Origin of the sequence: Martelella sp. NC20 (genome assembly GCF_013459645.1) — a bacterium.
GTDB lineage: Bacteria > Pseudomonadota > Alphaproteobacteria > Rhizobiales > Rhizobiaceae > Martelella.
Window position 1 is genome coordinate 1,086,375 of sequence record NZ_CP054861.1, and the last position, 21,412, is coordinate 1,107,786.

Annotated in this window: 18 protein-coding genes; 5 read left to right on the forward strand and 13 right to left on the reverse strand. The window is 64.7% G+C overall.

What is annotated here, in order from left to right; all coding sequences use genetic code 11:
- Nucleotides 1–40: 40 nt before the first annotated feature.
- From derI to HQ843_RS05310, 4 genes are all read right to left on the reverse strand, one after another.
- Nucleotides 41–505: a D-erythrulose-4-phosphate isomerase gene (gene derI, locus HQ843_RS05295; protein WP_180899503.1), complete on the reverse strand. Its 465-nt coding sequence runs from the start codon at nt 503–505 to the stop codon at nt 41–43.
- A 32-nt stretch (nt 506–537) separates the two neighbouring features.
- Nucleotides 538–1,302, reverse strand: a complete 765-nt coding sequence (locus tag HQ843_RS05300; RefSeq protein WP_180899502.1) for a triose-phosphate isomerase — start codon at nt 1,300–1,302, stop codon at nt 538–540.
- A gap of 3 nt (nt 1,303–1,305) precedes the next feature.
- The gene (locus tag HQ843_RS05305) at nt 1,306–2,073 is read right to left on the reverse strand and encodes a DeoR/GlpR family DNA-binding transcription regulator (protein ID WP_180899501.1); all 768 of its coding nucleotides are present in this window, start codon (nt 2,071–2,073) and stop codon (nt 1,306–1,308) included.
- A 381-nt stretch (nt 2,074–2,454) separates the two neighbouring features.
- Nucleotides 2,455–3,285, reverse strand: coding sequence for a phosphogluconate dehydrogenase C-terminal domain-containing protein (locus HQ843_RS05310; RefSeq protein ID WP_180899500.1), 831 nt, complete (start codon nt 3,283–3,285; stop codon nt 2,455–2,457).
- A 116-nt stretch (nt 3,286–3,401) separates the two neighbouring features.
- On the opposite strand from HQ843_RS05310, the gene HQ843_RS05315 reads away from it, so the two are divergent.
- Entirely contained in the window at nt 3,402–4,766 is a 1,365-nt protein-coding gene (locus HQ843_RS05315) for a four-carbon acid sugar kinase family protein (protein WP_180899499.1), read from the forward strand.
- Between the two features lie 30 nt (nt 4,767–4,796).
- On the opposite strand, the gene nanR is transcribed toward HQ843_RS05315, so the two are convergent.
- The 7 genes from nanR to HQ843_RS05350 form a co-directional block, all read right to left on the reverse strand.
- A complete protein-coding gene (nanR, locus tag HQ843_RS05320; protein ID WP_180899498.1) occupies nt 4,797–5,513 on the reverse strand; it encodes a transcriptional regulator NanR in 717 nt (238 codons plus the stop codon).
- A gap of 131 nt (nt 5,514–5,644) precedes the next feature.
- Complete coding sequence (locus tag HQ843_RS05325) at nt 5,645–7,378, reverse strand: hypothetical protein (RefSeq protein WP_180899497.1); 1,734 nt, start codon at nt 7,376–7,378, stop codon at nt 5,645–5,647.
- A complete protein-coding gene (locus HQ843_RS05330; RefSeq protein WP_180899496.1) occupies nt 7,375–8,394 on the reverse strand; it encodes a Gfo/Idh/MocA family protein in 1,020 nt (339 codons plus the stop codon). Before HQ843_RS05330 ends, HQ843_RS05325 begins: the two co-directional genes overlap by 4 nt.
- A 12-nt stretch (nt 8,395–8,406) precedes the next feature.
- A complete protein-coding gene (locus HQ843_RS05335) occupies nt 8,407–9,465 on the reverse strand; it encodes an ABC transporter permease (protein ID WP_180899495.1) in 1,059 nt (352 codons plus the stop codon).
- A complete protein-coding gene (locus HQ843_RS05340; RefSeq protein WP_180899494.1) occupies nt 9,465–11,021 on the reverse strand; it encodes a sugar ABC transporter ATP-binding protein in 1,557 nt (518 codons plus the stop codon). The genes HQ843_RS05335 and HQ843_RS05340 overlap by 1 nt, the downstream gene beginning before the upstream one ends.
- Nucleotides 11,018–11,656: a DUF2291 family protein gene (locus tag HQ843_RS05345; protein WP_180899493.1), complete on the reverse strand. Its 639-nt coding sequence runs from the start codon at nt 11,654–11,656 to the stop codon at nt 11,018–11,020. Before HQ843_RS05345 ends, HQ843_RS05340 begins: the two co-directional genes overlap by 4 nt.
- A gap of 64 nt (nt 11,657–11,720) precedes the next feature.
- Complete coding sequence (locus HQ843_RS05350; protein ID WP_180899492.1) at nt 11,721–12,656, reverse strand: D-ribose ABC transporter substrate-binding protein; 936 nt, start codon at nt 12,654–12,656, stop codon at nt 11,721–11,723.
- 231 nt (nt 12,657–12,887) lie between these two features.
- Here HQ843_RS05350 and oiaX point away from each other — a divergent pair, with 231 nt between their 5' ends.
- The 3 genes from oiaX to HQ843_RS05365 all read left to right on the forward strand — a co-directional run bounded on the left by oiaX (nt 12,888) and on the right by HQ843_RS05365 (nt 18,007).
- Entirely contained in the window at nt 12,888–14,135 is a 1,248-nt protein-coding gene (gene oiaX / locus HQ843_RS05355) for a 3-oxo-isoapionate-4-phosphate decarboxylase OiaX (protein ID WP_180899491.1), read from the forward strand.
- Between the two features lie 121 nt (nt 14,136–14,256).
- Nucleotides 14,257–16,701: an ATP-dependent helicase HrpB gene (gene hrpB, locus HQ843_RS05360; RefSeq protein WP_180899490.1), complete on the forward strand. Its 2,445-nt coding sequence runs from the start codon at nt 14,257–14,259 to the stop codon at nt 16,699–16,701.
- Nucleotides 16,702–16,714: 13 nt separating this feature from the next.
- Nucleotides 16,715–18,007, forward strand: coding sequence for an ActS/PrrB/RegB family redox-sensitive histidine kinase (locus HQ843_RS05365; RefSeq protein WP_180899489.1), 1,293 nt, complete (start codon nt 16,715–16,717; stop codon nt 18,005–18,007).
- Nucleotides 18,008–18,169: 162 nt separating this feature from the next.
- On the opposite strand, the gene HQ843_RS05370 is transcribed toward HQ843_RS05365, so the two are convergent.
- Together HQ843_RS05370 and coaBC are read right to left on the reverse strand one after the other, a co-directional pair.
- A complete protein-coding gene (locus tag HQ843_RS05370; protein ID WP_180897736.1) occupies nt 18,170–19,120 on the reverse strand; it encodes an IS110 family RNA-guided transposase in 951 nt (316 codons plus the stop codon).
- A 391-nt stretch (nt 19,121–19,511) separates the two neighbouring features.
- On the reverse strand, nt 19,512–20,711 hold the full coding sequence (gene coaBC, locus HQ843_RS05375; RefSeq protein WP_180899488.1) for a bifunctional phosphopantothenoylcysteine decarboxylase/phosphopantothenate--cysteine ligase CoaBC: 1,200 nt from the start codon (nt 20,709–20,711) through the stop codon (nt 19,512–19,514).
- A 207-nt stretch (nt 20,712–20,918) separates the two neighbouring features.
- Here coaBC and HQ843_RS05380 point away from each other — a divergent pair, with 207 nt between their 5' ends.
- The gene (locus tag HQ843_RS05380) at nt 20,919–21,383 is read left to right on the forward strand and encodes a hypothetical protein (protein ID WP_180899487.1); all 465 of its coding nucleotides are present in this window, start codon (nt 20,919–20,921) and stop codon (nt 21,381–21,383) included.
- The last annotated feature ends 29 nt before the right edge of the window (nt 21,384–21,412 follow it).

Here is a 21,412-nt window from a genome sequence, read left to right on the forward strand (position 1 = left end):
GGGAGATTGGAGCTGCAAGGCTCCCGCCATGCCCGCCCGATCAGCCCTTCGCGGTATATTTCGCATCCAGATCGTCGATTGCCTGGACATTGCCAGCGGAGCGGCCGTTGGGGTCGTATTCGCATGCCAGATAGGCATCGGCGATCGCCTTGGCGAGTTCGGTTCCGATCACGCGCGCCCCCATGGTGATGACCTGGGCATTGTTGGAAAGCGCTGCGCGTTCGGCCGAATAGGTATCGTGAGTCTGGGCGGCGCGGATGCCCGGGACCTTGTTGGCCGACATCGCGACGCCGATGCCCGTGCCGCAGCACAGGATCGCCCGGTCATAGGTGCCATCCAGGATGCCGGTGGTGACCCGCTCCGACAGATTGGCATAATATTCCGTGCCATCATTGGGCGGGGTGCTGAGTTCGGAGACCGTGAACCCCTCGCTGCCGGCCAGATGCTCGGCGATGACCTTGGCGAGCGGTGCTCCGGCGCTGTCTCCTGCGACTGCGATCTTCATGATGTTTTCCTCTGATCTTGAAAAAAAGTGGTTCAGATGACTTTTGAAACCCGGTCCAGGATGTCGAGATAGCCCTCGACATGCCAGGCGGAGCGGCCGATGAACAGCCCGTCGACATGGTCGCAGGCCAGCATTTCGGCGCAGTTTCCGGGATTGACGCTGCCGCCGTAAAGGCAGGGCAGTTCACGCCCGGTCACAAGTTTGGTTGTCGCGACGATCTTCGCCTGGCGCGCCTCGGCATAGTCGGGCGAGGCCGGGCGGCCGCGCTCGCCGATCGCCCAGACCGGCTCGTAGGCAAAGATGATCTGCGCCCGTTTCTGCGTATCGCCAAGGCGTGAAAGCGCGGCCTCGACCTGGCTGTGCAGCACATCATCGGCGCGGCCGGCATCCTTTTCCGCCTCGGTCTCGCCGATGCAGATCAGCGGGATCATGCCGTGGCGCACCGCGGCCTCGGTCTTCAGCCCCACGGTTTCGTCGGTCTCGCCGAAATGCGCGCGCCGTTCCGAATGGCCGAGTTCGACGATATCCATGCCGCAATCGGCAAGCATCACCGGCGAGATTTCCCCGGTCCACGCGCCGTGGTCGTCCCAGTGCATGTTCTGGGCGCCGACCAGCACATCGGCATCCGCCAGACGCGCCTTGACCTCGCGGATCGCGGTGAAGGACGGGATCACAAAGCGCTGGATCCGGTCGTCGCGTCCTGCTGCGGCCAGCGCGTCCGCATAGGCGACGGCCTCGGACAGCGTCTTGTTCATCTTCCAGCTGGTTCCGACAAAGAACCGTTCAAACCGTGCCATCGCTCACTCTTCCTCCGCAAAAAACAATTCTATGCCCTGGCTCGTCAGCTCCGAGACCTGTTCTTCCGGCAGCGCCCGGCTGGTCACCACGCCGGCAAAGGCATTGAGGTCCGCCAGCCTGTGCAGGGCGGTGCGGCCGAACTTGTTATGGTCGGCCATCAGATAGGATTTCTGGGCGACCGCCATCATCGCGCGCTTGACCTGCAGCACTTCCTGATCCTGATGGCAGGCGATCCGCCCGTGGATCGAGGAACTGGTGATCAGCGCGATATCGGCGCGCAGATCGGAAAGCGTGGCGGTCGTGATGACGCCGAAGAAGCCGTTGAACTTCTTCGAAAAATCGCCACCGAGCGCGATCAGGCTGATGCCGCCCTGGCCGGACAGTCCGTTGATGACCGCCAGATTGTTGGTGATCACGGTCAGGGGCCGCTTTTCGATCAGGAAGGGAATGACCGCTTCCGACGTCGAGCCGTCATCGACCATCACGCTCATGCCCGGCTCGATGAAGTCGGCGGCGCGTCGGGCGATCGCGCGTTTCAGCGCCGGCGCTATCCGGGCGCGGTAACGATAGTCGCTCTCGAACTGGCCGCTCGCCTCGATCGTGGCCCCGCCGCGAACCTTGCGCAGCAGGCCCTCGGCCTCGAGATCGTCCAGATCGCGATGGATCGTCATCTTCGAGACGGCAAAGCGCACCGCCAGATCGTCAAGCGAGACCGTGCCTTCCTCGACGAGCAGATCAACGATATCCCGGCGGCGATCATCGAGTTTCAACGGGCGACCTTTCGCATTGCATGATCGGTGATTAACACCGAGATCACCCATAATCAATCATTATGAAGATTTTATGTTATCTTTGAATGTGATTTTGTGACCCGACAGCGAGCGCCACATCACGACGCTCATCGAACCCCGACAAAGCCCTCCCCACAGCATCCGTCATTCCGGCCTTGAGCCGGCATCCAGGGCTGTATGGCACAGCGGTCGTGACACGTGTTTACTTGTGATGCGCCCGTCGTCTCGCCCTGGATTCCGGCTCAAGGCCGGAATGACGGGAGCGGAAGAGGCACGACGCAATCGGTCTGTGGTCGTCAGAAAAGCTGGCGAGCGCTGCATTGCAGCGCCCGCCTCACATCATTGGCGCCGCAGGGGCAATCAGGTGATGCGCTGGATGCTGGCCGCGATCTCGTCGGGTTCGAACACCTTCTTCCAGTCGTCGCGCATCAGGGCCGGCTTGCCGAATTCGATGGCCTTGTTGCAGGCATCGGAGAACTGGCCGCCCTTGACCTCGTCGAAGATGACGGCGCCGAGAATGTTCATGTGGCCGAGCAGGAAGTCGCGGGCGCAATCATAGCTGACGCCGCGGGCGACCACCTCGTCCATGGCCTCGCGCATGACCACCAGCAGCGAGGCGCAGACGGTTTCCGAAAGGCCGGGTTCCAGCAGCGCCATCTGCTCGACGGTCACGCGATAGGTGCGGGCCACCGGGGCGTAGATCGCCCTGGCGATGGCGTCGCCCAGCGCGTAATGCTCCTCGGGGCCCTGCATCAGCGCATTGACCACGCCCTGCTCGGCGGCAACGCCGCCGAAATGGTCGTTGCGACCGGCTTCGGTCGCCTCATTGTTGAAGATCGGCGGGTGGCAGGGATGCGAGACGAAATAGGTGATGTCGTCGCGTTCCGGCAGGTGGCCGGCAAAGGGGGCCGCCGCATCGAGGATGACGACCATCGTGCCCGGCGCCAGATCCTTGACGAAGCCGGCGGCAACCTTGCCGATCACGGTATCCGGCACGGCGAGAATGACGACATCCGCGCCGGAAAGCCCGGTCGCCGCGTCCACGGCGTCAACGCCCGCTTCCGATTTCAGCCGTGCCTTGCCCACGTCGCTGACCTCAATGTGGCGAACCTCGAAGTCGGTCTTCGCCAGATTGAGTGACAGGCGGACGCCCATTTTACCGCCAGCGCCGAACAATGCGACTTTCGTCATTTTCAGTCTACCTCCCATTGGGTCATGCTTGTTTATCTGGTATGATCAGATAATATGTAGGTGATAATGTCAATCGACGATTGAACCAATTTTTGTAAGCAGGAGCGCATCACGGCATGACAGGCAGCGCGAGACCCAGGCTGGCATGGTTTGGGGATGATTTCACCGGCTCGGCCGCCGTTATGGAGGTGCTGGCATTCGCCGGGCTGAACGCGGTGCTGTTTTCCGATGTGCCGGGCGCGGCACTTGCCGGACGCTTCGCCAATGCCGATGCGCTCGGCGTCGCCTCCACCGCCCGCAGCCATGGACCGGCGTGGATGGCGGCCAACCTGCCGGCGCCGCTTGCCTGGCTCGATGCGACCGGGGCGGAGATCCTGCACTACAAGATCTGCTCGACCTTCGACTCCTCGCCAAGCGCGGGCAATATCGGCCGCGCCATCGAGATCGCGCTCGAAATCCGCGGCTCGCAGGCGGTTCCGCTAGTGACGGCGGCCCCGCAGATGCGCCGCTACCAGTCCTTCGGCCATCTCTATGCCGGGGTTTTCGAAGGCGTCTTCCGCCTCGATCGCCATCCCGTCATGGCCCGGCACCCGGTGACGCCGATGGACGAGGCCGATCTGTTGCGTCATCTCGCCCGCCAGACCGACCTTGCCTCCGCGCTGATCGATCTCGAGGCGCTGTGGTCCGGTTCAGCGTCCGACGCGCTCGATCAGGCGATTGCCGCCGGTGCGAAGATCATCTCGCTCGACGACATGGAGCCCGTCAGCGAACTGGCCGTCGGCCGGCTGATCTGGGAAAACCGCGACCGCCTGAGGCTCGCCGTCGGCTCGCAGGGCCTCGAATATGCGCTGGTGCGACACTGGCAGGAGACCGGCGAGATCGCGCCGGCCCCGGTCCCGAAAAGCGCGGGGCCCGTGGCGCAGATCGCCGCGATATCCGGCTCGGTCTCGCCGAGCACGGCCCGCCAGATCGCATGGTCGGCGGCCAACGGCTTTGAAATCATCGGCTTCGATGCGGCAAGCGTGATCGGCGATGCGCCGGCGCTCGAAGCCGAGATCGCCCGCGCGACCGGTGCGGCGCTGGACGCGCTTTCGACCGGGGCCAGCGTTCTGGTGACATCTGCCGCAGGCCCCGACGACCCGCGCGTTGCGGCCTTCAGGGCGGCGCTTTCCGCGTCATCGCTCGATTTCGAAACCGCCAATGCCCGGATCGGGCAGGCGCTTGGCCGGGTTCTCGACGGCGTATTGCAGCAATCCGGCCTCCGCCGCGCCGTCATCTCCGGCGGCGATACCTCCGGCCACGGCATGCGCGCGCTCGGCATCGAGGCGCTCACGGCGCTGGCGCCGACGATCCCCGGCGCAGCGCTCTGCCTCGGCCACAGCCAGGGCCGGCATGACGGGCTCCAGATCGCGCTGAAGGGCGGGCAGATGGGCTCTGAGGACTTTTTCGGCTGGATCCGCGATGGCGGCGGGCCGCGATAGGGCCGACGCTTCCGGGAGCGTCCGCGCCGGTCAGCTCTTCATCTGAAACACGTCGCGGGTGCGCTCGAGATGATGGCGCATTTCCTCGATCGCTCCGGCCGCGTCATGGGCGGCGATGTGATCGACGATCTTGTCGTGTTCGGCCAGCGTCAGTTCCTCGCCGCCGGAGCGGTGCAGCAGGCTGACGTGATATTCGAACAGCCAGCCGAGCATGGCGTCGGAGACCGAAACGATGATCGGGTTATCGGTGAGCGAGGCGATCTTGCGGTGGAACTTCATGTCCGTGCCGATAAAGGCGGTCGCATCGCCGAGCTGGCTGCGCTGCAGCGCCACGAGATCGCGAAGTTCGGCGATATCGGCCTCGCTCGCCTTTTCGGCCGCCACCCGCACCATGCCGAGCTCGAACATCTGGCGGGCGTATTTGAGATGGTCGAGATTGGCGGGCGCCGCACTCAGCACCAGCCGGGCAAGCTCGTCGGACTGGGTCAGGATCGTCGCCGGGTTGATTTCCTTCACCCGCGAGCGCTCGCCGTGATTGATGGTGATCAGGCCGCTGTTATGGAGCGATTGCAGCGCCTCGCGCACCGCCGGCCGACCCACGCCGAAGCGCTCCATCAGGCTGCGCTCGGAGGGCATGTAATCGCCGGGCTTCAGCTCGCCGCTGCGGATCATGTCATGCATCCGTTCCAGCACCTGGTCGGATAGCTTGCGGCGAACGATTTTGTCGCCTGCCTGTGCCCTGTTCATCGCGCGATGCTCTCCGGTGTTGTCCATGCCGTCCTTTAAAGAGATAGTGGCTTCGCCGCAATTAGTTGAGTCCCGTCAGGGGCTCATCTGCCCTTATACCCAGCTCTGCCGGCGCTGCGGAAGAAATTACCTCAACGCCAGTCGAAAGGCTGCAATCCGTCAACCGTCCCGTCCGTGAGGTTGGCTGTGAATTCGTGGCCGTCTTCCAATGCCAGCCGGGCCAGACCGCCCTCGATTCTTGCGCCGAACACCGCTTTTCCGGCACATCCGGCAAGCGCTTCCAGAACCCATGCCAGCGGCGAGGGCGTGCCGTCGTCGCAGAAAAGCCCGCGCGGGCCGTAAAGCGCGGACGGCGTCCAGACCGCCACATCGAACGGCGCCAGCGCTGTTGCAAGCCCCAGCGCATAGGCCGCGCCGAAGGCCGCGAAATGGCGCGGGTCGAAATCGGCCATGCAGACCCGGCCGCCGCCGGGATTGGGAATGGTGCGCGCGCCATAGGGATTTTGCCGCATCGCGATCGTCGCAGGTCCAATGCGGTAGGCGCGGTCCTTGACGATCGCCTTGGCCGAGCGGGCGATATGCGGGATCGCCTCCAGCGTCTCCAGCACCGAGATATCGTCTGCCGCATGCACGATCGGGCAAAGGCCGTGGGTGACGAAATCGAGGTGGTCGAGCGGCGGGCGCTTGCGGTTCAGCTCCGGAAAGAAGCTCGCCATGCCGCCGCCGCGCGAAATATCGGGAAAGGCCCGGGCCGCAGCGCCATGGATTTCCTCCAGCGGCGGGCAGGGCGGCCATTGCGAACCGGGCGGGGTCGACTGGCGGTCAACCGAGGGACAGACGAAAACCGAGGCGGGAACCAGACCCGCAGTTTTCATCGCGGCCGCGTGGGCCGCCAGTTCGTCGGCCGGGCTGTCGTCGCCGTCGAACCGGCAGATCAGCTCGAGATCGTAGGCCGGATGCGGCAGCACCGCCTGAAGCGCTGCAAAGGCCGCGATCTGCGGGCCGGCCGGTTCTGCCGCGGCATCGATATGGCAGAGCAGCCGTTGCGGGCCGACGATATCGAAATCTTCGCGGTTTGCGGCAAGCCGCAACGCATCCCCGGCCGTCAGCACCAGTGCCGTCTCGGGAAACCGGGCCGGCTGCGAAGGGTTGGCGGCGGCAGGCAGCACGGTTGCGGCATCGGCCTTCCAGGTGATCTCGACGGATTGCGACAGGGTTTCGCCATCAGCAATCCGATAGGGCCATGGCAGCGCCAGCGGCCGGTTATAGGTCTTGAACGAGGCATCGCCCCATTGCCGCTGGTCCTCCATCTCGAAGACATCGCCACAAAAGGCAGTGCGCACCGCAAAGCCGTTGGCGCGGTGTTCCAGCGCCGCGATATCCATGAACGGCTGCCAGGGTTCGATCAGCGCCGGAAACCGGCCCTCCTCGACGCTGCCGTCGGCATGGGTAGCCCGGGCCGGCGCCCCGGCGACGCCTTCGATCGGGTGCAGCACCGTAAAGCCCGCACGGTTGGTTTCGAAAGTCCCGGCGGCACGGCCCTCGGCCTGCACAATCAGACGGCCGGCGGCAAGGGAGACGCGGACGGTGACATCGAGCCGCGCATCGCCCGACCGGAACGTCATCGGGATCGCGATCCGGAGCGCCTCGTCCCGTTCACGGAAGATCGCGCCGATCCCGGGCGCGATCGTGCCCCAGTCGCGATCGCGCGCCAGAAAGGCGACCGAGCGCATGATTTCCGTTCCCCGGAAGGTGAGATGCCGCAGCGCGCCCTCCTGCAGCGTCACCGCCACATCGCCGTAAACCAGCCGCTCGGAGACCGCCGGCTTCTGACTGGTGCCGTAAAGGGAAACGGGATCGGTCACAGTTCCTCCAGCTTGACGGTGCGCCCTTCGGCTGCGGAAAGATAGGCCGCCTCGACCAGCGCGAAGGTGTTGAGATTGTCGGCGCCGGCGGTTTCAGGAATGCGGCCCTCGCGCAGGCAATCGACGAAATGGCGCTGGATGATGGCGACGCTTTCCTGGATATTGTGCCAGGGCCGCTCCGCCCAGGAAAGCACCGGGGGCGCGACATCGCGGGTCTCGTTGCTGCCGCCGGTCTGGATTGTCAGCCGGTAGCCGGCATCGAGCCGCAACGTGCCTTCCGTGCCGTCGATTTCCAGCAGCGTCTCGGGAAACGTCTCAGGCTCACGTTTCGTGGCATAGGAGCAGTCGACCACGCTGGTGACGCCGTCGGTATGGACCAGAAGCATGGTCGCGACATCCTCGCCGTTGATCTTCGGATTGACGCGTCTGGTGCTGGCGGTGATCGTGGAGACTTCGCCGAACAGCGCACGGGCGATATCGAGAATGTGAATGCCCAGATCCTCGATGATGAAGCGCTTGCCCTCGGCAAGATAGGGCTGGCCGGCATAGACGTCGTAACCGGAGCGGAAACTGACGCGGCCGAAGAACGGCGTGCCGATCGCGCCGGCGCGCAATGCCTCGATCGCCGCGCGCACCGCCGATTGCCAGCGGAAATTCTCGTGCACCATCAGCACCGTGCCGGCGGCATCGGCGGCCGCGACCATGGCGCGGGCATCGCCGATGTTTTCGGCAAACGGCTTCTGGCAGATGATGTGGACGCCGGCTTTCGCCGCAGCCTCCACCAGCAGGCGATGCGACGGCGCGGTGGTGGCGATATCGACGAAATCGAAACCGCCATCGGCAAACATCTCGGCTGCGTCGCTGTAGCGGCGGTCGATGCCGAAAAGATCGCCGGTCTCGGCGAGCCGCCCGGCATCGCGGTCGCAGAGCGCCACGATCCCGACGCCGTCGATATCGTTCCAGGCGTGGAGCTGATTGCGGGCGAAGAAGCCGCAGCCGATGAGAGCGCCCTTCATGAAAACCTCTTCCTATTTGCCGACAGCGGCCTGCGCCTGCAGCGCAACCCGTGCCTGAACCCGCTGCTGGGCCTGATCGATGACCACGGCGGCGATGATGACCACGCCCTTGATCACGGTCTGCCAGAACGCCGAGACGCCCATCATCACCAGCCCGTCGGAGAGCACGCCGATGACGAAGGCGCCGATGATGGTGCCGCCGATCCTGCCGCGCCCGCCGGACATCGAGGTGCCGCCGAGAACCGCTGCCGCAATCGCGTTCAACTCGAAAGTATCGCCGGTTGCCGGATGGGCCGCAACAAGCTGGGAGGAAATAATGATGCCCACCAGCGCCGCGCAGAAGCCGGAGAACATGTAGACGAAATATTTGACGTGGGTGACTTTCACGCCCGAAAGCCCTGCCGCACGCTCATTGCCGCCGACGGCGTAGATGAACCGGCCGAGCGGCGTGCGCCTGGCGATATAGGCGGCGAGAAGCCCGACGGCGATCAGCATCCAGATCGAGATCGGGATACCGAGGAAGGAGCCTGTGCCGATGAGGCGATAGCTGGCGGAACCGTATTCGGCGCTGCCGGTGAGATTGGGAAAGGTTTCGCCCTCGCTCGACAGCATCGCCGCGCCGCGGGCGATGTAAAGCGTGCCGAGCGTTGCGATGAACGGGGCGACGTTGAGCTTGGTGATCAGGAACCCGTTCAGCGCGCCGATCGCGATGCCGACCAGCGCCACGATCAGGCATATTTCCAGCGTGTTGAACTGCACCGTCCAGCCGATGCCGAGATCGATGCCGTTCAACAACAGATAGCCGGCGACCATGCCGCAGAGGCCGACGATCGAACCCACCGACAGGTCGATGCCGCCCGAAATGATGACGAAGGTCATGCCGATCGCCAGAAACGCGTTCAGCGCCACATGCTTCGACATGATCACGAAATTCGCCGTCGACAGGAAGTTCGGCGCGAAGATCGCAAAGAAAACGAACACGAGGATCAGCGCGATGAAGGTTCGGGCCTTCATCAGCATCAGCAATGCGCTCGGGGCCTGCCCGACGCCGTTTGCGGTCATGTCAGTCATTATGCGGTCTTCCTGTTCAACTGATCGGCGTCCGGATTGTGGCCCGCGGCCGATGCCTGGACGAGCCTGGTGTCGGTTGCCTCGTCGCGATTGAAGTTTCCGGTGATGCGGCCGTTCGACATCACGATGATCCGGTCGGAAAGGCTCAGCACTTCCTCCAGATCCGACGTGACGAAGACGATGCCGAGGCCTTCGGCGGCAAGCTGGCGCATGACGCGGAACACCTCGGCCTTGGCGCCGATATCGATGCCGCGCGACGGCTCGTCCATCAACAGCACCTTGGGGCCGGTCATCAGCGCCTTGGAAATCACTACTTTCTGCTGGTTGCCGCCAGACAGCGACGATACCGGGTTTTCCGGCGAGGCGATCTTGATCACCATGCGCATGACGAACTCGGCCACCCGGCTTTTCTCGGCCTTGAGGTTCATGTGAAAGCCCCGCGTCACCGCACCGAGCGAACTCAGCGTCATGTTCTCGCGAATGGAAAGGATCTGCACCAGGCCGTCATGCTTGCGGTCTTCCGGGATCAGCGCCAGCCCGTGGGCAATGCGATCGGACACGCTGGGCTTGCGCATCTGCTTGCCGTTGACCCAGACCTTGCCGTCGGCCAGATGATGGCGTCCGATGATGGTTTCCAGCAGCTCGGTGCGGCCTGCGCCCATCAACCCGTAAATGCCGAGGATTTCGCCCTGGCGCAGGCTGAAGGAGACGCCGTCGACCACGAAGCCGCCGGCGGAATCCGGTAGCCTTATATCCTCGACCCGGAGGGCTTCCTCGCCAAAGGGATGCTCGATCTCCTTGGCGAAATCCTTGGAACTCTCGCCGATCATGGAGCGCACGATCCACGGCACGTCGACGCCCTCCATCGAGCGCGCGCCGGTGATCGCGCCGTCGCGCAACACGGTGATGTAATCGCCGACGCGGATCAACTCGTCCATGCGGTGGGAAATGTAGACCAGGCCGACGCCTTCGGCCTTCAGCTCGGCGATCACCTTGAACAGGATCTCGACCTCGGTTGCCGACAGCGCCGAGGTCGGCTCGTCGAGGATCAGGATCTTCGCCTTGCGCGCCAGGCTCTTGGCGATTTCGACGATCTGCTGCTGACCGACCTTGAGGTCGCCGACCAGCGTGTCGGGATCGATATTGTGCTCCAGCCGCTTCATCAGCCTGCGGGTTTCCGCGCGCTGGGCGTCGGCGTCGATATCGAAGCCGTAGCGGGTCTTCTCATGCGCCATGAAGATGTTTTCGGCGACGGTCAGATTGGGAAACAGGTTGAGTTCCTGGAAGATCATGCCGATGCCGTGACGCTCGGCATCGTCGGTTGTATTGAACTGAACTTCCTCGCCATCCATTTCCAGACGGCCCTCGGTGAGCTGCTCGACGCCGGCGATCACCTTCATCATCGTCGACTTGCCGGCGCCGTTTTCGCCGACCAGCACGTTGACCGCGCCCATGCGCAGTTCGAAATCGACCGATTTCAGCGCCACCGTGCCCGGATAGACCTTGGTTCCGCCGATGATCTTCAGGCCGACGGGATGTTCTTCGGCCGTCGTCATGGATCGACCTCGATAACCGTCGGAACGATCTCCGGCGCGTCGTCCACGCTGCGCATGGTGTAGACGCCGGTGAACGAGACCGTCTTGCCGATCACATCGCCTTCCGGAATATCGAGGCCGGCATGGGCCTTCTCGTTCATCGCCCGGGCAAGCTTGGCAAACTCGATCTGGTCGCGGAAATCGGTGAAGACGATGAACGGCATGGCATCGCGCAGCGCGGTGCCGCGAATGATCGGGCCGATCTGCAGCGTGACGTCGGGTTTGCCGTCGCCATTCATGTCGACTTCCATCCTGGCCGCGCGGCTGTCGAGCTTGGCTTCCGTCACGGTGCCTGCGCCGCTGACGACGAAGTTCCAGGGGTTGGCCTCGCCCTCGGGCCTGAGGCCGTAGCTGTTGCCGGCGGTTTCGACGCCGGCGGAAAGCGCCTTCTGCAGGGTGTCGTAATCGACGGTATGCTCCGCGATCACCGGCAATACCTTGGTCGACCAGTTTTCATCGGCATAGGCAGCCATCCGGGCCTCGTCGGTCTGCGCCGCAGCGGTTTCAGCATCGGGCTTGTCGGTCGGCACCAGCTTGCAGCCGCCAAGAGGCAGCAGGAGCGCAAGGATCGCCGCCGACAGTTTCATCGCGTGCATGTCACACCTGTTCAGGATCTCGGTAATGGCCGGGTCCGGCAAAAGGCCGCCGGACCCGCGTCGATCAATTCGACAGCGCGAAGGTTTCGAGCTTGTCGGCGTTGTCGCCATTGATCAGGACGCAGTCCATCAACTGCTTTTCAGGCTGGCCGGTGGAGCCGGTCCTGATGTACTGGTCGGCCTGCTCGACGGCGAGCTGTGCCTGACGGAAGGCCGGCTGCAGCACGGTGGCCTTGATGCCGCCCTTCATGATCGAATCGCGCACGTCGTTGGAACCGTCGAAGCCGACGACGATGACATCGGTGCGGCCGGCGGCCTCGAGCGCTGCCCATGCGCCCATGGCCATGGTGTCGTTGCCGGAGATCACGCCCTTGATGTCGGGATTGGCCTGGAGGATGGTCTCCATCTTCTCATAGGCTTCGGTCTGCGACCAGTTGGCCGACTGCTGGGCCACCATTTCGAGGTCCGGATACTGGTCGATGATGTCGTGATAGCCGGCGGAGCGGATGCCGGCATTGGTATCGGCCTCGCGGCCGAGCAGCTCGACATAGGGGCCTTCTTCGCTCATCAGTTCGACGAATTCCTCGGCCCCGAGCTGGGCGCCCTGATAGTTGTTGGAGACGATCTGGCTGATGGCGATGCCGCTTTCCTTGATCTCGCGGTCGATCAGGAAGGACGGTATGCCTGCATCCTTGGCGCGCTGCACGGGGGCGACCGTGGCATCGGCGCCGGCATTGTCGACGATGATGGCGGCAGCGCCGCGGGCGATCGCGGTATCGAACATTTCCGACTGCTTGTTCGGATCGTCGTCATGAACCAGAACCAGCGTCTCATAGCCGAGATCCTTGGCGCGCGCCTCGGCGCCGACGGCCTCTGCCTTGAAGAACGGGTTGTCATGGCTCGGCGTGATGATCGCGATCAGGCCTTCGGCATGGGCAAAGGCGGGCAGGGCCGTCGACAAGGCGAAAGCCGCCAGAAACAGGCGTCTCTTGATATTCATAAGTTTTCTCCTCCATCAGTCCATCCTCCATGGATGGCTATCTCCCTGAATGGTGGAAACCTGTGGTATGACAAATCATTTGTCAACAGGTATGATGAGCATTACAGATGAAAACCGGCCGCCGATGGAGGCTCGTTCGCCAAAGTCCCGGCAACCGGGTAAAGCCGGGGAAACACGGAAACGCACGGCCGATGCGGGGCTTTCGGCCAGCGGAACGACATGGAGGAACGCATGAACGACGATTTTATCCGGGTCACCTATCGCATCGAATGCGCCGGCAGCATCGAGGCGATGGCGGCCAAAATCGCCTCCGACCAGTCGACCGGAACCTTCACCGAACTTCCGGGCGAGACCGATGCGGTGCGCAGGCGCTGCGCGGCCCGGGTCGAGACCATCGCGCCGCTCGCCGATGCCGATACCCCCGGCTTTCCCGACACGAGCGACAGCGGGCCATATCATCGCGCCGACGTGACGATCGCCTATCCGCTGGAAGCGATCGGCACCGATATCGCGGCGCTGATGACGATCGCGGTCGGCGGCGTGTTTGCGGCGCGCGGTCTGTCCGGCATCCGCGTCATGGATATCGACCTGCCTGAGGCGTGGTCCTGCCATCCCGGCCCGCAATTCGGCATTGCCGGATCGCGCCGGCTGATGGGCGTGGCAACCGGCCCGATGATCGCCTCGATCATCAAGCCCTCGCTCGGCCTGACGCCGGAAGACACGGCGGACGTGGTACGCACGCTCTGCGCGGCCGGCGTCGACTTCATCAAGGACGACGAGAAGATGATGAACCCGGCCTATGCGCCGCTGAACGCGCGGGTCGACGCGATCATGCCGGTCATCAGGGACCATGCCGAGCGCACCGGAAAACGGGTGATGTATGCCTTCGGCATCTCGTCGGCCGACCCCGACACGATGATGGAAAACCACGACTATGTGGTCAGGCACGGCGGCAATGCGGCCGTCGTCAATATCAACTCGATCGGCCATGGCGGCATGTCGTTCCTGCGCAAGCGGTCGGCGCTTTGCCTCCACGCCCACCGCAATGGCTGGGATATCCTGACCCGTCACCCGGCCCTCGGCATGGAATTTCGGGCCTATCAGAAGATCTGGCGGCTGCTCGGCGTCGACCAGTTCCAGATCAACGGCATCCGCGCCAAATACTGGGAACCCGACGAAAGCTTCGTCCAATCCTTCCATGACGTGATGACGCCGATCTTTTCCGAAGATGACCGGCCGCTGCCCGTGGTCTGCTCCGGACAATGGGGCGGACAGGCGGTCGAAACCTATCAGCGCACCGGCCGCACGCTGGACCTGATGTATCTCGGCGGCGGCGGCATTCACGGCCATCCGGGCGGGCCTGGTGCCGGCGTGCGCGCCATCCGTCAGGCCTGGGAGGCGGCGGCCTCCGGACAATCGCTCGAAGCCCATGCCGCCACCCACAAGGAACTGGCCGCCTCGCTCAAAAAATGGGGTTGAGCCACCGGGACACCTGACTCAAGCGTTGTCCATTCGGTAGACCTGCGCGACCAAACCACGCTTTGCCCGGGAGCCGCTTTTGCTCTATCAGATTGCGCATGCAAAGCAGGACCGCGCAGAAATGAAGGACCAAGCCAAGGCGCTGCCCGTCAACGCCGTGCTGGAGCCGCTGACGGAGGCGCTCCGGCAGCATGGCCGCGCCGTTCTTTCGGCCCCGCCCGGCGCGGGCAAGACCACGCTGGTGCCGCTTCACCTTCTGAAACATGGCCCGGCGGGCAGGATCATCCTGCTCGAGCCGCGACGGCTTGCCGCCCGCGCTAGCGCATCGCGCATGGCGGCCCTTCTCGGCGAGGAGCCGGGCGGCACCGTTGGCTACCGCATGCGGCTCGATACAAAGGTCTCGGCCCGCACTCGCATCGAGGTGGTGACCGAGGGCGTATTCGCGCGCATGGCGCTGGAAGACCCCGAGCTTGCCGGGATTTCGACGGTGATCTTCGACGAATTCCACGAACGCTCGCTCGATGCCGATTTCGGGCTGGCGCTGGCGCTCGATATCCGCGCGGGCCTGCGTGAGGACCTCAATATCCTCGTGATGTCCGCCACGCTGGACGTTGCCCGGATCGCCGCCCTTCTCGGCGATGCGCCGGTGATCGAGAGCAAGGGCAGGGCCTATCCGGTCGAGATCCGCTATCAGGCCCGGCCGCCGCGATCGCGCATCGAGGACAGCGTCGCCGATGCCGTGCGCGCCATGCTTTCCGCCGAACAGGGCTCGATCCTCGCCTTCCTGCCGGGCCAGGCCGAGATCCGCCGCACCGCGGAGCGGCTGGAGGGTATCGTCGGCGCGGATACCGACATCGCGCCGCTCTACGGCAATCTCACCCGCGCCGAGCAGGATGCCGCGATCAGGCCCGCCCCGGCGGGACGCCGCAAGGTGGTGCTCGCCACCTCGATCGCCGAAACCTCGATCACCATCGACGGCGTCACCATCGTCATCGACAGCGGCCTGCAGCGCCAGCCCGCCTATGAACCGGCGACCGGCATTACCCGGCTGGAAACCGTGAAAGTGTCGCGCGCGGCCGCCGACCAGCGCGCCGGCCGCGCCGGGCGAACCGCGCCGGGCATCGCGCTCAGGCTCTGGCATGAGGGCCAGACGGCCGCACTTGCGCCCTTCAGCCCGCCGGAAATCATGAAGTCCGACCTTTCCGGCCTGGTGCTCGACCTTGCCCATTGGGGCGTGAGCGACCCGGCGCAGCTTGCCTTTCCCGACCAGCCGCCCGCGCCGGCCCTTGCCGAGGCGAAGAAGCTGCTGAACGCCCTCGGCGCGCTCGACAAGGATGGACGGCTGAGCGAAACCGGCGAGCGCATCCGGGCGCTGTCGCTGCCGCCGCGCCTTGCAGCCATGGTGATCGATGCCGGGCGGAACGGCCATGCGCGCGATGCCGCAAGGCTTTCCGTGCTGATGAGCGAGCAGGGGCTCGGCGGCACGGGCACCGATCTGTCGGAGCGGCTCCGCCGGTTTTCCGCCGATCGATCGCCGCGCGCCGAGGCCGCGCGCGGTCTTGCCGCCCGGATCGCGAAGGCTGCGGGCGGACGCCGTCCCGATGGCCCGTTTGATCCCGGCGCTGCGCTGATCCATGCATTTCCGGACCGGATCGCAATGGCGCGCGGCGCACGCGGGCGCTACCTGATGGCAAACGGGCGCGGGGCCGAGCTTGCCGAGGACGACCCGCTGGCCGGCCAGGATTTTCTGGTGATCGCCGACCTCACCGGCTCGGCGGCGCGCGGGCGCATCCTTGCCGCCTGCCCGCTTTCACGCGACATTGTCGAGGGTCATCCGGAGGTCGAGGCGATCGAGGAATGCGTGTTCGACCGCGACAGCCTGTCGGTCCGCGCCCGCCATGTCCGACGCCTGGGCGCGCTGGTGCTTTCCGAGCGCGCGGTCAAAAGGCCTTCGGGCGAGCAGGCGGCTGAAGCGCTTGCCGAGGGCCTGCGCCAGCACGGATTGACGCTGGTCGACTTTCCGAAAGAGGCGGCGCATCTCAGGGAACGGATCGGCTTCCTCAACAGAAAGCTCGGGTCCCCCTGGCCGGATGTCAGCGACGAGGGCCTGACCGAAAGCCTCGATCGGTGGTTCACGCCGTTCCAGACGGGCCGGACATCGATTGCGGCGATCGCGCCCAACAGCCTGACGGAGGGGTTGAGATCGCTGCTGCCCTATCCGCTTGCCGCCGATCTCGACCGGCTCGCGCCCACCCATTTTACCGCGCCCACCGGCGACCGGCTGCCGATCCGCTATGACGGCGACAAGCCGGTCCTGTCGATCCGGGTGCAGATGCTGTACGGGCTGAAGGCCCACCCGACGATTGCCGGCGGCGTGCCGCTGCTGCTGGAACTGACCTCGCCCGCCGGCCGGCCGATCCAGACGACGCGCGATCTTCCCGGCTTCTGGGCCGGATCGTGGAAGGATGTTCGCGCCGACATGCGCGGGCGCTACCCGAAACATCTCTGGCCGGAACACCCGGCCGATGCCGAAGCCACGCGCAGGGCCAAGCCGCGCGGAACGTGACAGGAGACCCGCCATGAGGGCGCCGCCAACGGAAATGCTGGAGAAGGAACGCCGCCGCAGCCTGCGCCTGCAAACGCTGGTGCGGCTGCGCTGGCTGGCGGTCGCGGGCCAGTCGGCAACCGCGATCTTCGTGGCCTTCGGCATCGACTTCTCGATGCCGATCATGCCGGTGTTCGCGCTGATTGCAGCGCTCGCGCTCGGCAATCTGATACTGGCGCTGCGCTTTCCGGCAACGCAACGGGTGGAGCCGCGCTTCGCCTCCGCCCTGCTCGGCTTCGACCTGATGCAGCTCACCGCCCTGCTTTATCTGACCGGCGGGCTTGCCAATCCGTTCGTGCCGCTGATTTCGGTGCCGGTGATCATTTCCTTCACCGCGCTGCCGCTGCGCCATGCGACAGCACTTCTGGTGCTGGCGGTCGCGGGCGTTTCGCTGCTGGCGATCGAGCCGTTTCCGCTGCCCTGGTATGAGGGGCTTTCACTCGAAATCGAACCGGTGCTGAAATTCGGCATCTGGATCGCGATCATCTCGATGCTGAGCTTCGCCGCCTTCTACGCCCACCGGATTTCGCTGGAGGCCGAGCAGATATCGGATGCGCTGGCGGCGACCGAACTGGTGCTGCAGCGCGAACAGCACCTTTCCCAGCTCGACGGGCTCGCCGCCGCCGCCGCCCATGAACTGGGAACGCCGCTCGCCACGATATCGGTGGTGGCGAAGGAAATGGCGCGCGCGCTCGGCGACGATCCGACCCATGGCGAGGACGTCCAGCTGCTGGTCAGCCAGAGCCAGCGCTGCCGCGATATTCTCGCCCGTCTCGCCTCGCTTTCCAAGGAGGACGAGAGCCATATGCGCCGGCTGCCGCTATCCTCGCTGCTGGAGGAAGCGGCAGCACCCCACCGGCCGTTCGTCGCGAACATGCGGATCGACATCGACGGCGATGGTCCCGAACCCGTGGGTCAGCGCAATCCGGCAGTGCTCTACGGTCTCGGCAACATCATCGAGAACGCCGTCGAACACGCAAGCCGCGAAGTGACAATCGAAGCGCATCACGATGCCACCCGCGTGACGATCACCGTCAGCGACGACGGCGACGGCTATACGCCGGACATTCTCGCGCGCATCGGCGATCCCTTCGTCTCAGACCGCCATTCCGACCGTCAGGGCGCCAATCGGGCGGGGGGGCTCGGGCTCGGCCTGTTCATCGCCAAGACGCTTTTGGAGCGCGCCGGCGCGACGCTGACCTTCGAAAACGCCGGCGGCGCCCGCATCACCATCACCTGGCCGCGCTGGCGGATGGAGACGGATTGAGGTCGGCCGGGTGGAATGACCTGCGCAGACTGCTGGAATGTCCCTCCGCTGAGGGGCGCCATACACGGCATTATGGCACTGCTGTCCGGTTTGGCCTGCACCAGCAGCCTTGATACCGAAGTCTCGACTAACCATAGGCATCGGCCACCCCCACCTGCGTCATCAACTCTGTTGGCTTAGCTGGTCTCTGAACCTTGCATTCAATGTGATGACTATCTTTCGCATGACCGCGGCGAGGGCGACGATTGGCTTTTTACCGTTGTGGATGAGGCGTTTGTAGAATTCGACGAATTCGCCCCTTCCTTGTGCGGCCTGCATGGCGGGCATGAACAGGATCGTTCGCACGGCTGGCCGTCCACCGCGCATCCTGCGGTAGCCGATCTTGTTGCCGCTTTCGTTTGGATGAGGCGCCAGGCCCGCCAGAGCCGCTGCTTGCTTTCGGTCCATCTTCCCCAGTTCCGGTATGGCGGCAATGAGGGCTGCGGCCGTCGTTTCGCCGATACCCTTCATGGCGGTTGCGGTCCTGGCCCTCTGCACAAGGGATGCGGAGCGCATCAGCGCACTGATGGCTTTGTCGACAAGCACGATCTGCCGGTTGAGGACAGTGAGCAGGGCCTTGAAGGTGGCGGCCAGGTCGCGCCCGCCCAGTTCGCGCGCGCTTGGGGCCTTGGCGCGATTCTGCTCGGCCACCCTCATGGCCACCAGATCGGCGCGGCGGCGCACGAGAGCCTTGAGCCTTGCCTCACAGGGGTCCTCCGCATGCCATAAAGGCAGGGTTGCCCATCGCTCCAGCCCATAGGCGACCATTTCCCGCGCATCGATCGCATCGCTCTTGCCCAAGCGGCCGCGTGACCGGATGAAAGCCTTGAGCTTGCGTGTGTCGGCGCGATGGAGCGGAAGTTTCAGGCCCCGGCATTCTTCCATCAAGATGATCTCGTAGCCGCCGGTGGGCTCGCAAATGACCAGGTCGACATCGCACTTTCGCAGGAAGTGCCGGATCTGTTTTCGCTGGTTGGGAATGACCGTCGCGATGCGGCCGTCAAAAATGGCGATGGTGTCCTTGGCGACATCGACGCCAAGGCAACGGCACGGGGGATGATGCAAAAAGGTCATGGTGATGCTATCCTCTCTAGGCTTCGGATTGTTTGCGGGCGTGCCAGGCAGCGGCCCAATCAACTCTCCAAGCGATGGCAGAGTGCGGCAGTGACCTTGATGACGTCGGGTGTTGCCCAATCCTCGGACGGTCGCCTGCCACAGCAGCTGCGGGCTGTGAAAGAGCCCGCAGCTGCGCCAACATCATAACCTGCATTCAACAAACAATCCTCGGCCCTGTGCCGAGGATCCAATCACGTCTGTCGCGAGCGGAGTTGGCGGCGAGCGCATAATAGCACCTCGGCCAGAGCCGACCGACACGCCCGTCGCGGAGTGATGTGCTTAGATCCTCGGCACAAGGCCGAGGATGACGCCGAGCAGGAGGAGAGGGCGGTGAACCAGCTCTACCGCCCTAAAACCGTGCCGCGATCCATGCGGCAAGGCGGGCGGCGACGTCGGACTTTGGCATGTCGGGCCAGCTTTCCGCGCCGTCCTTCGTCACCAGCGTGACCCGGTTGCGCAGGCCGCCCATGACGCCGTCCTCCGACACGTCGTTGGCGACGATCAGGTCGGCGCCCTTGCGGGCGAGCTTGTCGCTTGCATAGGCCGTGACATCATTGGTTTCGGCGGCAAAGCCGACAACCAGCGCCGGGCGCTCCGGGTGATGGCCGACCGTTTTGAGGATGTCGGGGTTCTCGACCAGTTTCAGCGGCGGCGGGGCTTCGCCGGGCTTCTTCTTCATCTTCTGGCTGGCCGCGTCTTCCGCCCGCCAGTCGGACACCGCCGCGACCATCACCGCGATATCGGCGGGCAGGGCTGCTTCCACCGCGGCAAGCATCTCGCGCGCGCTTTCGACATGCACGGTCGTGAGGCCGTCGGGATCGGCGATATTGACCGGGCCGGAGACCAGCGTCACCTCGGCGCCGAGCCGGGCAAGGGCTGCGGCGATCGCGTGGCCCTGACGGCCGGAGGAACGGTTGGCGATATAGCGGACCGGGTCGATCGCCTCGACCGTCGGACCGGAGGTGACGACCGCGCGCCGGCCGGCAAGCGGCTTCGGCGCGGGTATCAGCGCAGCCTCGATCGCCGCGACGATTTCGAGCGGCTCCACCATTCGTCCGGTGCCGGCCTCGCCGCGCTCCGCCATCTCGCCGACGCCGGGACCGACCGTCATCACGCCATCGGCGCGCAAGGTCGCGAGATTGCGCTTCGTCGGCGCTGCGGTCCACATTTTCGGGTTCATCGCGGGGGCGATCAGGACCGGGCAATCGCGCGCCAGAAGCACCGCGCCGGCGAGATCGTCGGCGATACCGGCCGCCATCTTCGCCATCAGGCTGGCGGTGGCGGGCGCGACGACGATCAGGTCATGCTCGCGGGCCAGGCGGATATGGCCGACATCCTGCTCGTCCTCGCGCGAAAACAGATCGGTGAACACATGCCCGCCGGAAAGCGCGCCGACGGCAAGCGGCGTGATGAATTCACAGGCAGCCGCCGTCATCACCGGCGTTACCGCCGCCCCGCGCTCCTTCAGCCGCCGGATCAGGTCGAGGCTCTTATAGGCCGCGATGCCGCCGGAGATGATCAGAAGGATGCGTTTGTCCTGAAGCGACATGAGCGTGCTTTCCCTACCATTCTGCCGCTATCATTAGCATGGATGCCCCACCGGAAAACCCTCCCTTGAAGGAGGAGGGGCTGAGCAAAGGAAATTTTTTTCATCTGACGGCCCGATGAACTCGGATAAGGAAAAAATCTTCTGCTGAATTCGTTGGCTCCAAAGACACGCGGGTCTATCACACCTGTCGAAACGGGGTGGGCCGAGATGAAGATTATCGAGACGGATGCATTCAAGGGGCTGGTGGCAACGCGCCATCTCACCATCCGCGACGTGAAGACGACGGCGGCGGAACTGTCGCCGAAGATTGAAAACGAGGCTGCCGCCTGTGGCCTCGCGATCGCCGGTCCATGGATATTCATCGCGCAGAACCTGCCGCATGACGGCAAGACGCTGTTCGACTGGACGATCTGCTGCCCGGTGACAGAGCCTGCGGGATACAGCCATCATGGCGCGTTCGCACTTCGCGATTTCGAGCCGATCATGGTCGCGACCCATACCTACCAGGGCACGACGCGCGGCCTCTTCACGAAGGGCTATGCGCCTCTTGTGGAGGAGATCAGCGTATCGCGCCACATCTTCTCGGGCGAGAGCAGGGAGATCTACCACGCCTGGAACGGGCACAAGGCCGGATATCACCGGATCGAGATCCAGTTCGGCCTTGCCCGCTGAAGCCGGCGCCGCCCGCTAAAGAGCCGCGC

Bases quoted from the DNA above. Each gene is read 5' to 3' on its own strand.
- derI (WP_180899503.1), bottom strand. From the start codon at position 505: ATGAAGATCGCAGTCGCAGGAGACAGCGCCGGAGCACCGCTCGCCAAG.
- HQ843_RS05300 (WP_180899502.1), bottom strand. From the start codon at position 1,302: ATGGCACGGTTTGAACGGTTCTTTGTCGGAACCAGCTGGAAGATGAAC.
- HQ843_RS05310 (WP_180899500.1), bottom strand. From the start codon at position 3,285: ATGACGAAAGTCGCATTGTTCGGCGCTGGCGGTAAAATGGGCGTCCGC.
- HQ843_RS05315 (WP_180899499.1), top strand. From the start codon at position 3,402: ATGACAGGCAGCGCGAGACCCAGGCTGGCATGGTTTGGGGATGATTTC.
- nanR (WP_180899498.1), bottom strand. From the start codon at position 5,513: ATGAACAGGGCACAGGCAGGCGACAAAATCGTTCGCCGCAAGCTATCC.
- HQ843_RS05330 (WP_180899496.1), bottom strand. From the start codon at position 8,394: ATGAAGGGCGCTCTCATCGGCTGCGGCTTCTTCGCCCGCAATCAGCTC.
- HQ843_RS05335 (WP_180899495.1), bottom strand. From the start codon at position 9,465: ATGACTGACATGACCGCAAACGGCGTCGGGCAGGCCCCGAGCGCATTG.
- HQ843_RS05340 (WP_180899494.1), bottom strand. From the start codon at position 11,021: ATGACGACGGCCGAAGAACATCCCGTCGGCCTGAAGATCATCGGCGGA.
- HQ843_RS05345 (WP_180899493.1), bottom strand. From the start codon at position 11,656: ATGCACGCGATGAAACTGTCGGCGGCGATCCTTGCGCTCCTGCTGCCT.
- HQ843_RS05350 (WP_180899492.1), bottom strand. From the start codon at position 12,656: ATGAATATCAAGAGACGCCTGTTTCTGGCGGCTTTCGCCTTGTCGACG.
- oiaX (WP_180899491.1), top strand. From the start codon at position 12,888: ATGAACGACGATTTTATCCGGGTCACCTATCGCATCGAATGCGCCGGC.
- hrpB (WP_180899490.1), top strand. From the start codon at position 14,257: ATGAAGGACCAAGCCAAGGCGCTGCCCGTCAACGCCGTGCTGGAGCCG.
- HQ843_RS05365 (WP_180899489.1), top strand. From the start codon at position 16,715: ATGAGGGCGCCGCCAACGGAAATGCTGGAGAAGGAACGCCGCCGCAGC.
- HQ843_RS05370 (WP_180897736.1), bottom strand. From the start codon at position 19,120: ATGACCTTTTTGCATCATCCCCCGTGCCGTTGCCTTGGCGTCGATGTC.
- coaBC (WP_180899488.1), bottom strand. From the start codon at position 20,711: ATGTCGCTTCAGGACAAACGCATCCTTCTGATCATCTCCGGCGGCATC.
- HQ843_RS05380 (WP_180899487.1), top strand. From the start codon at position 20,919: ATGAAGATTATCGAGACGGATGCATTCAAGGGGCTGGTGGCAACGCGC.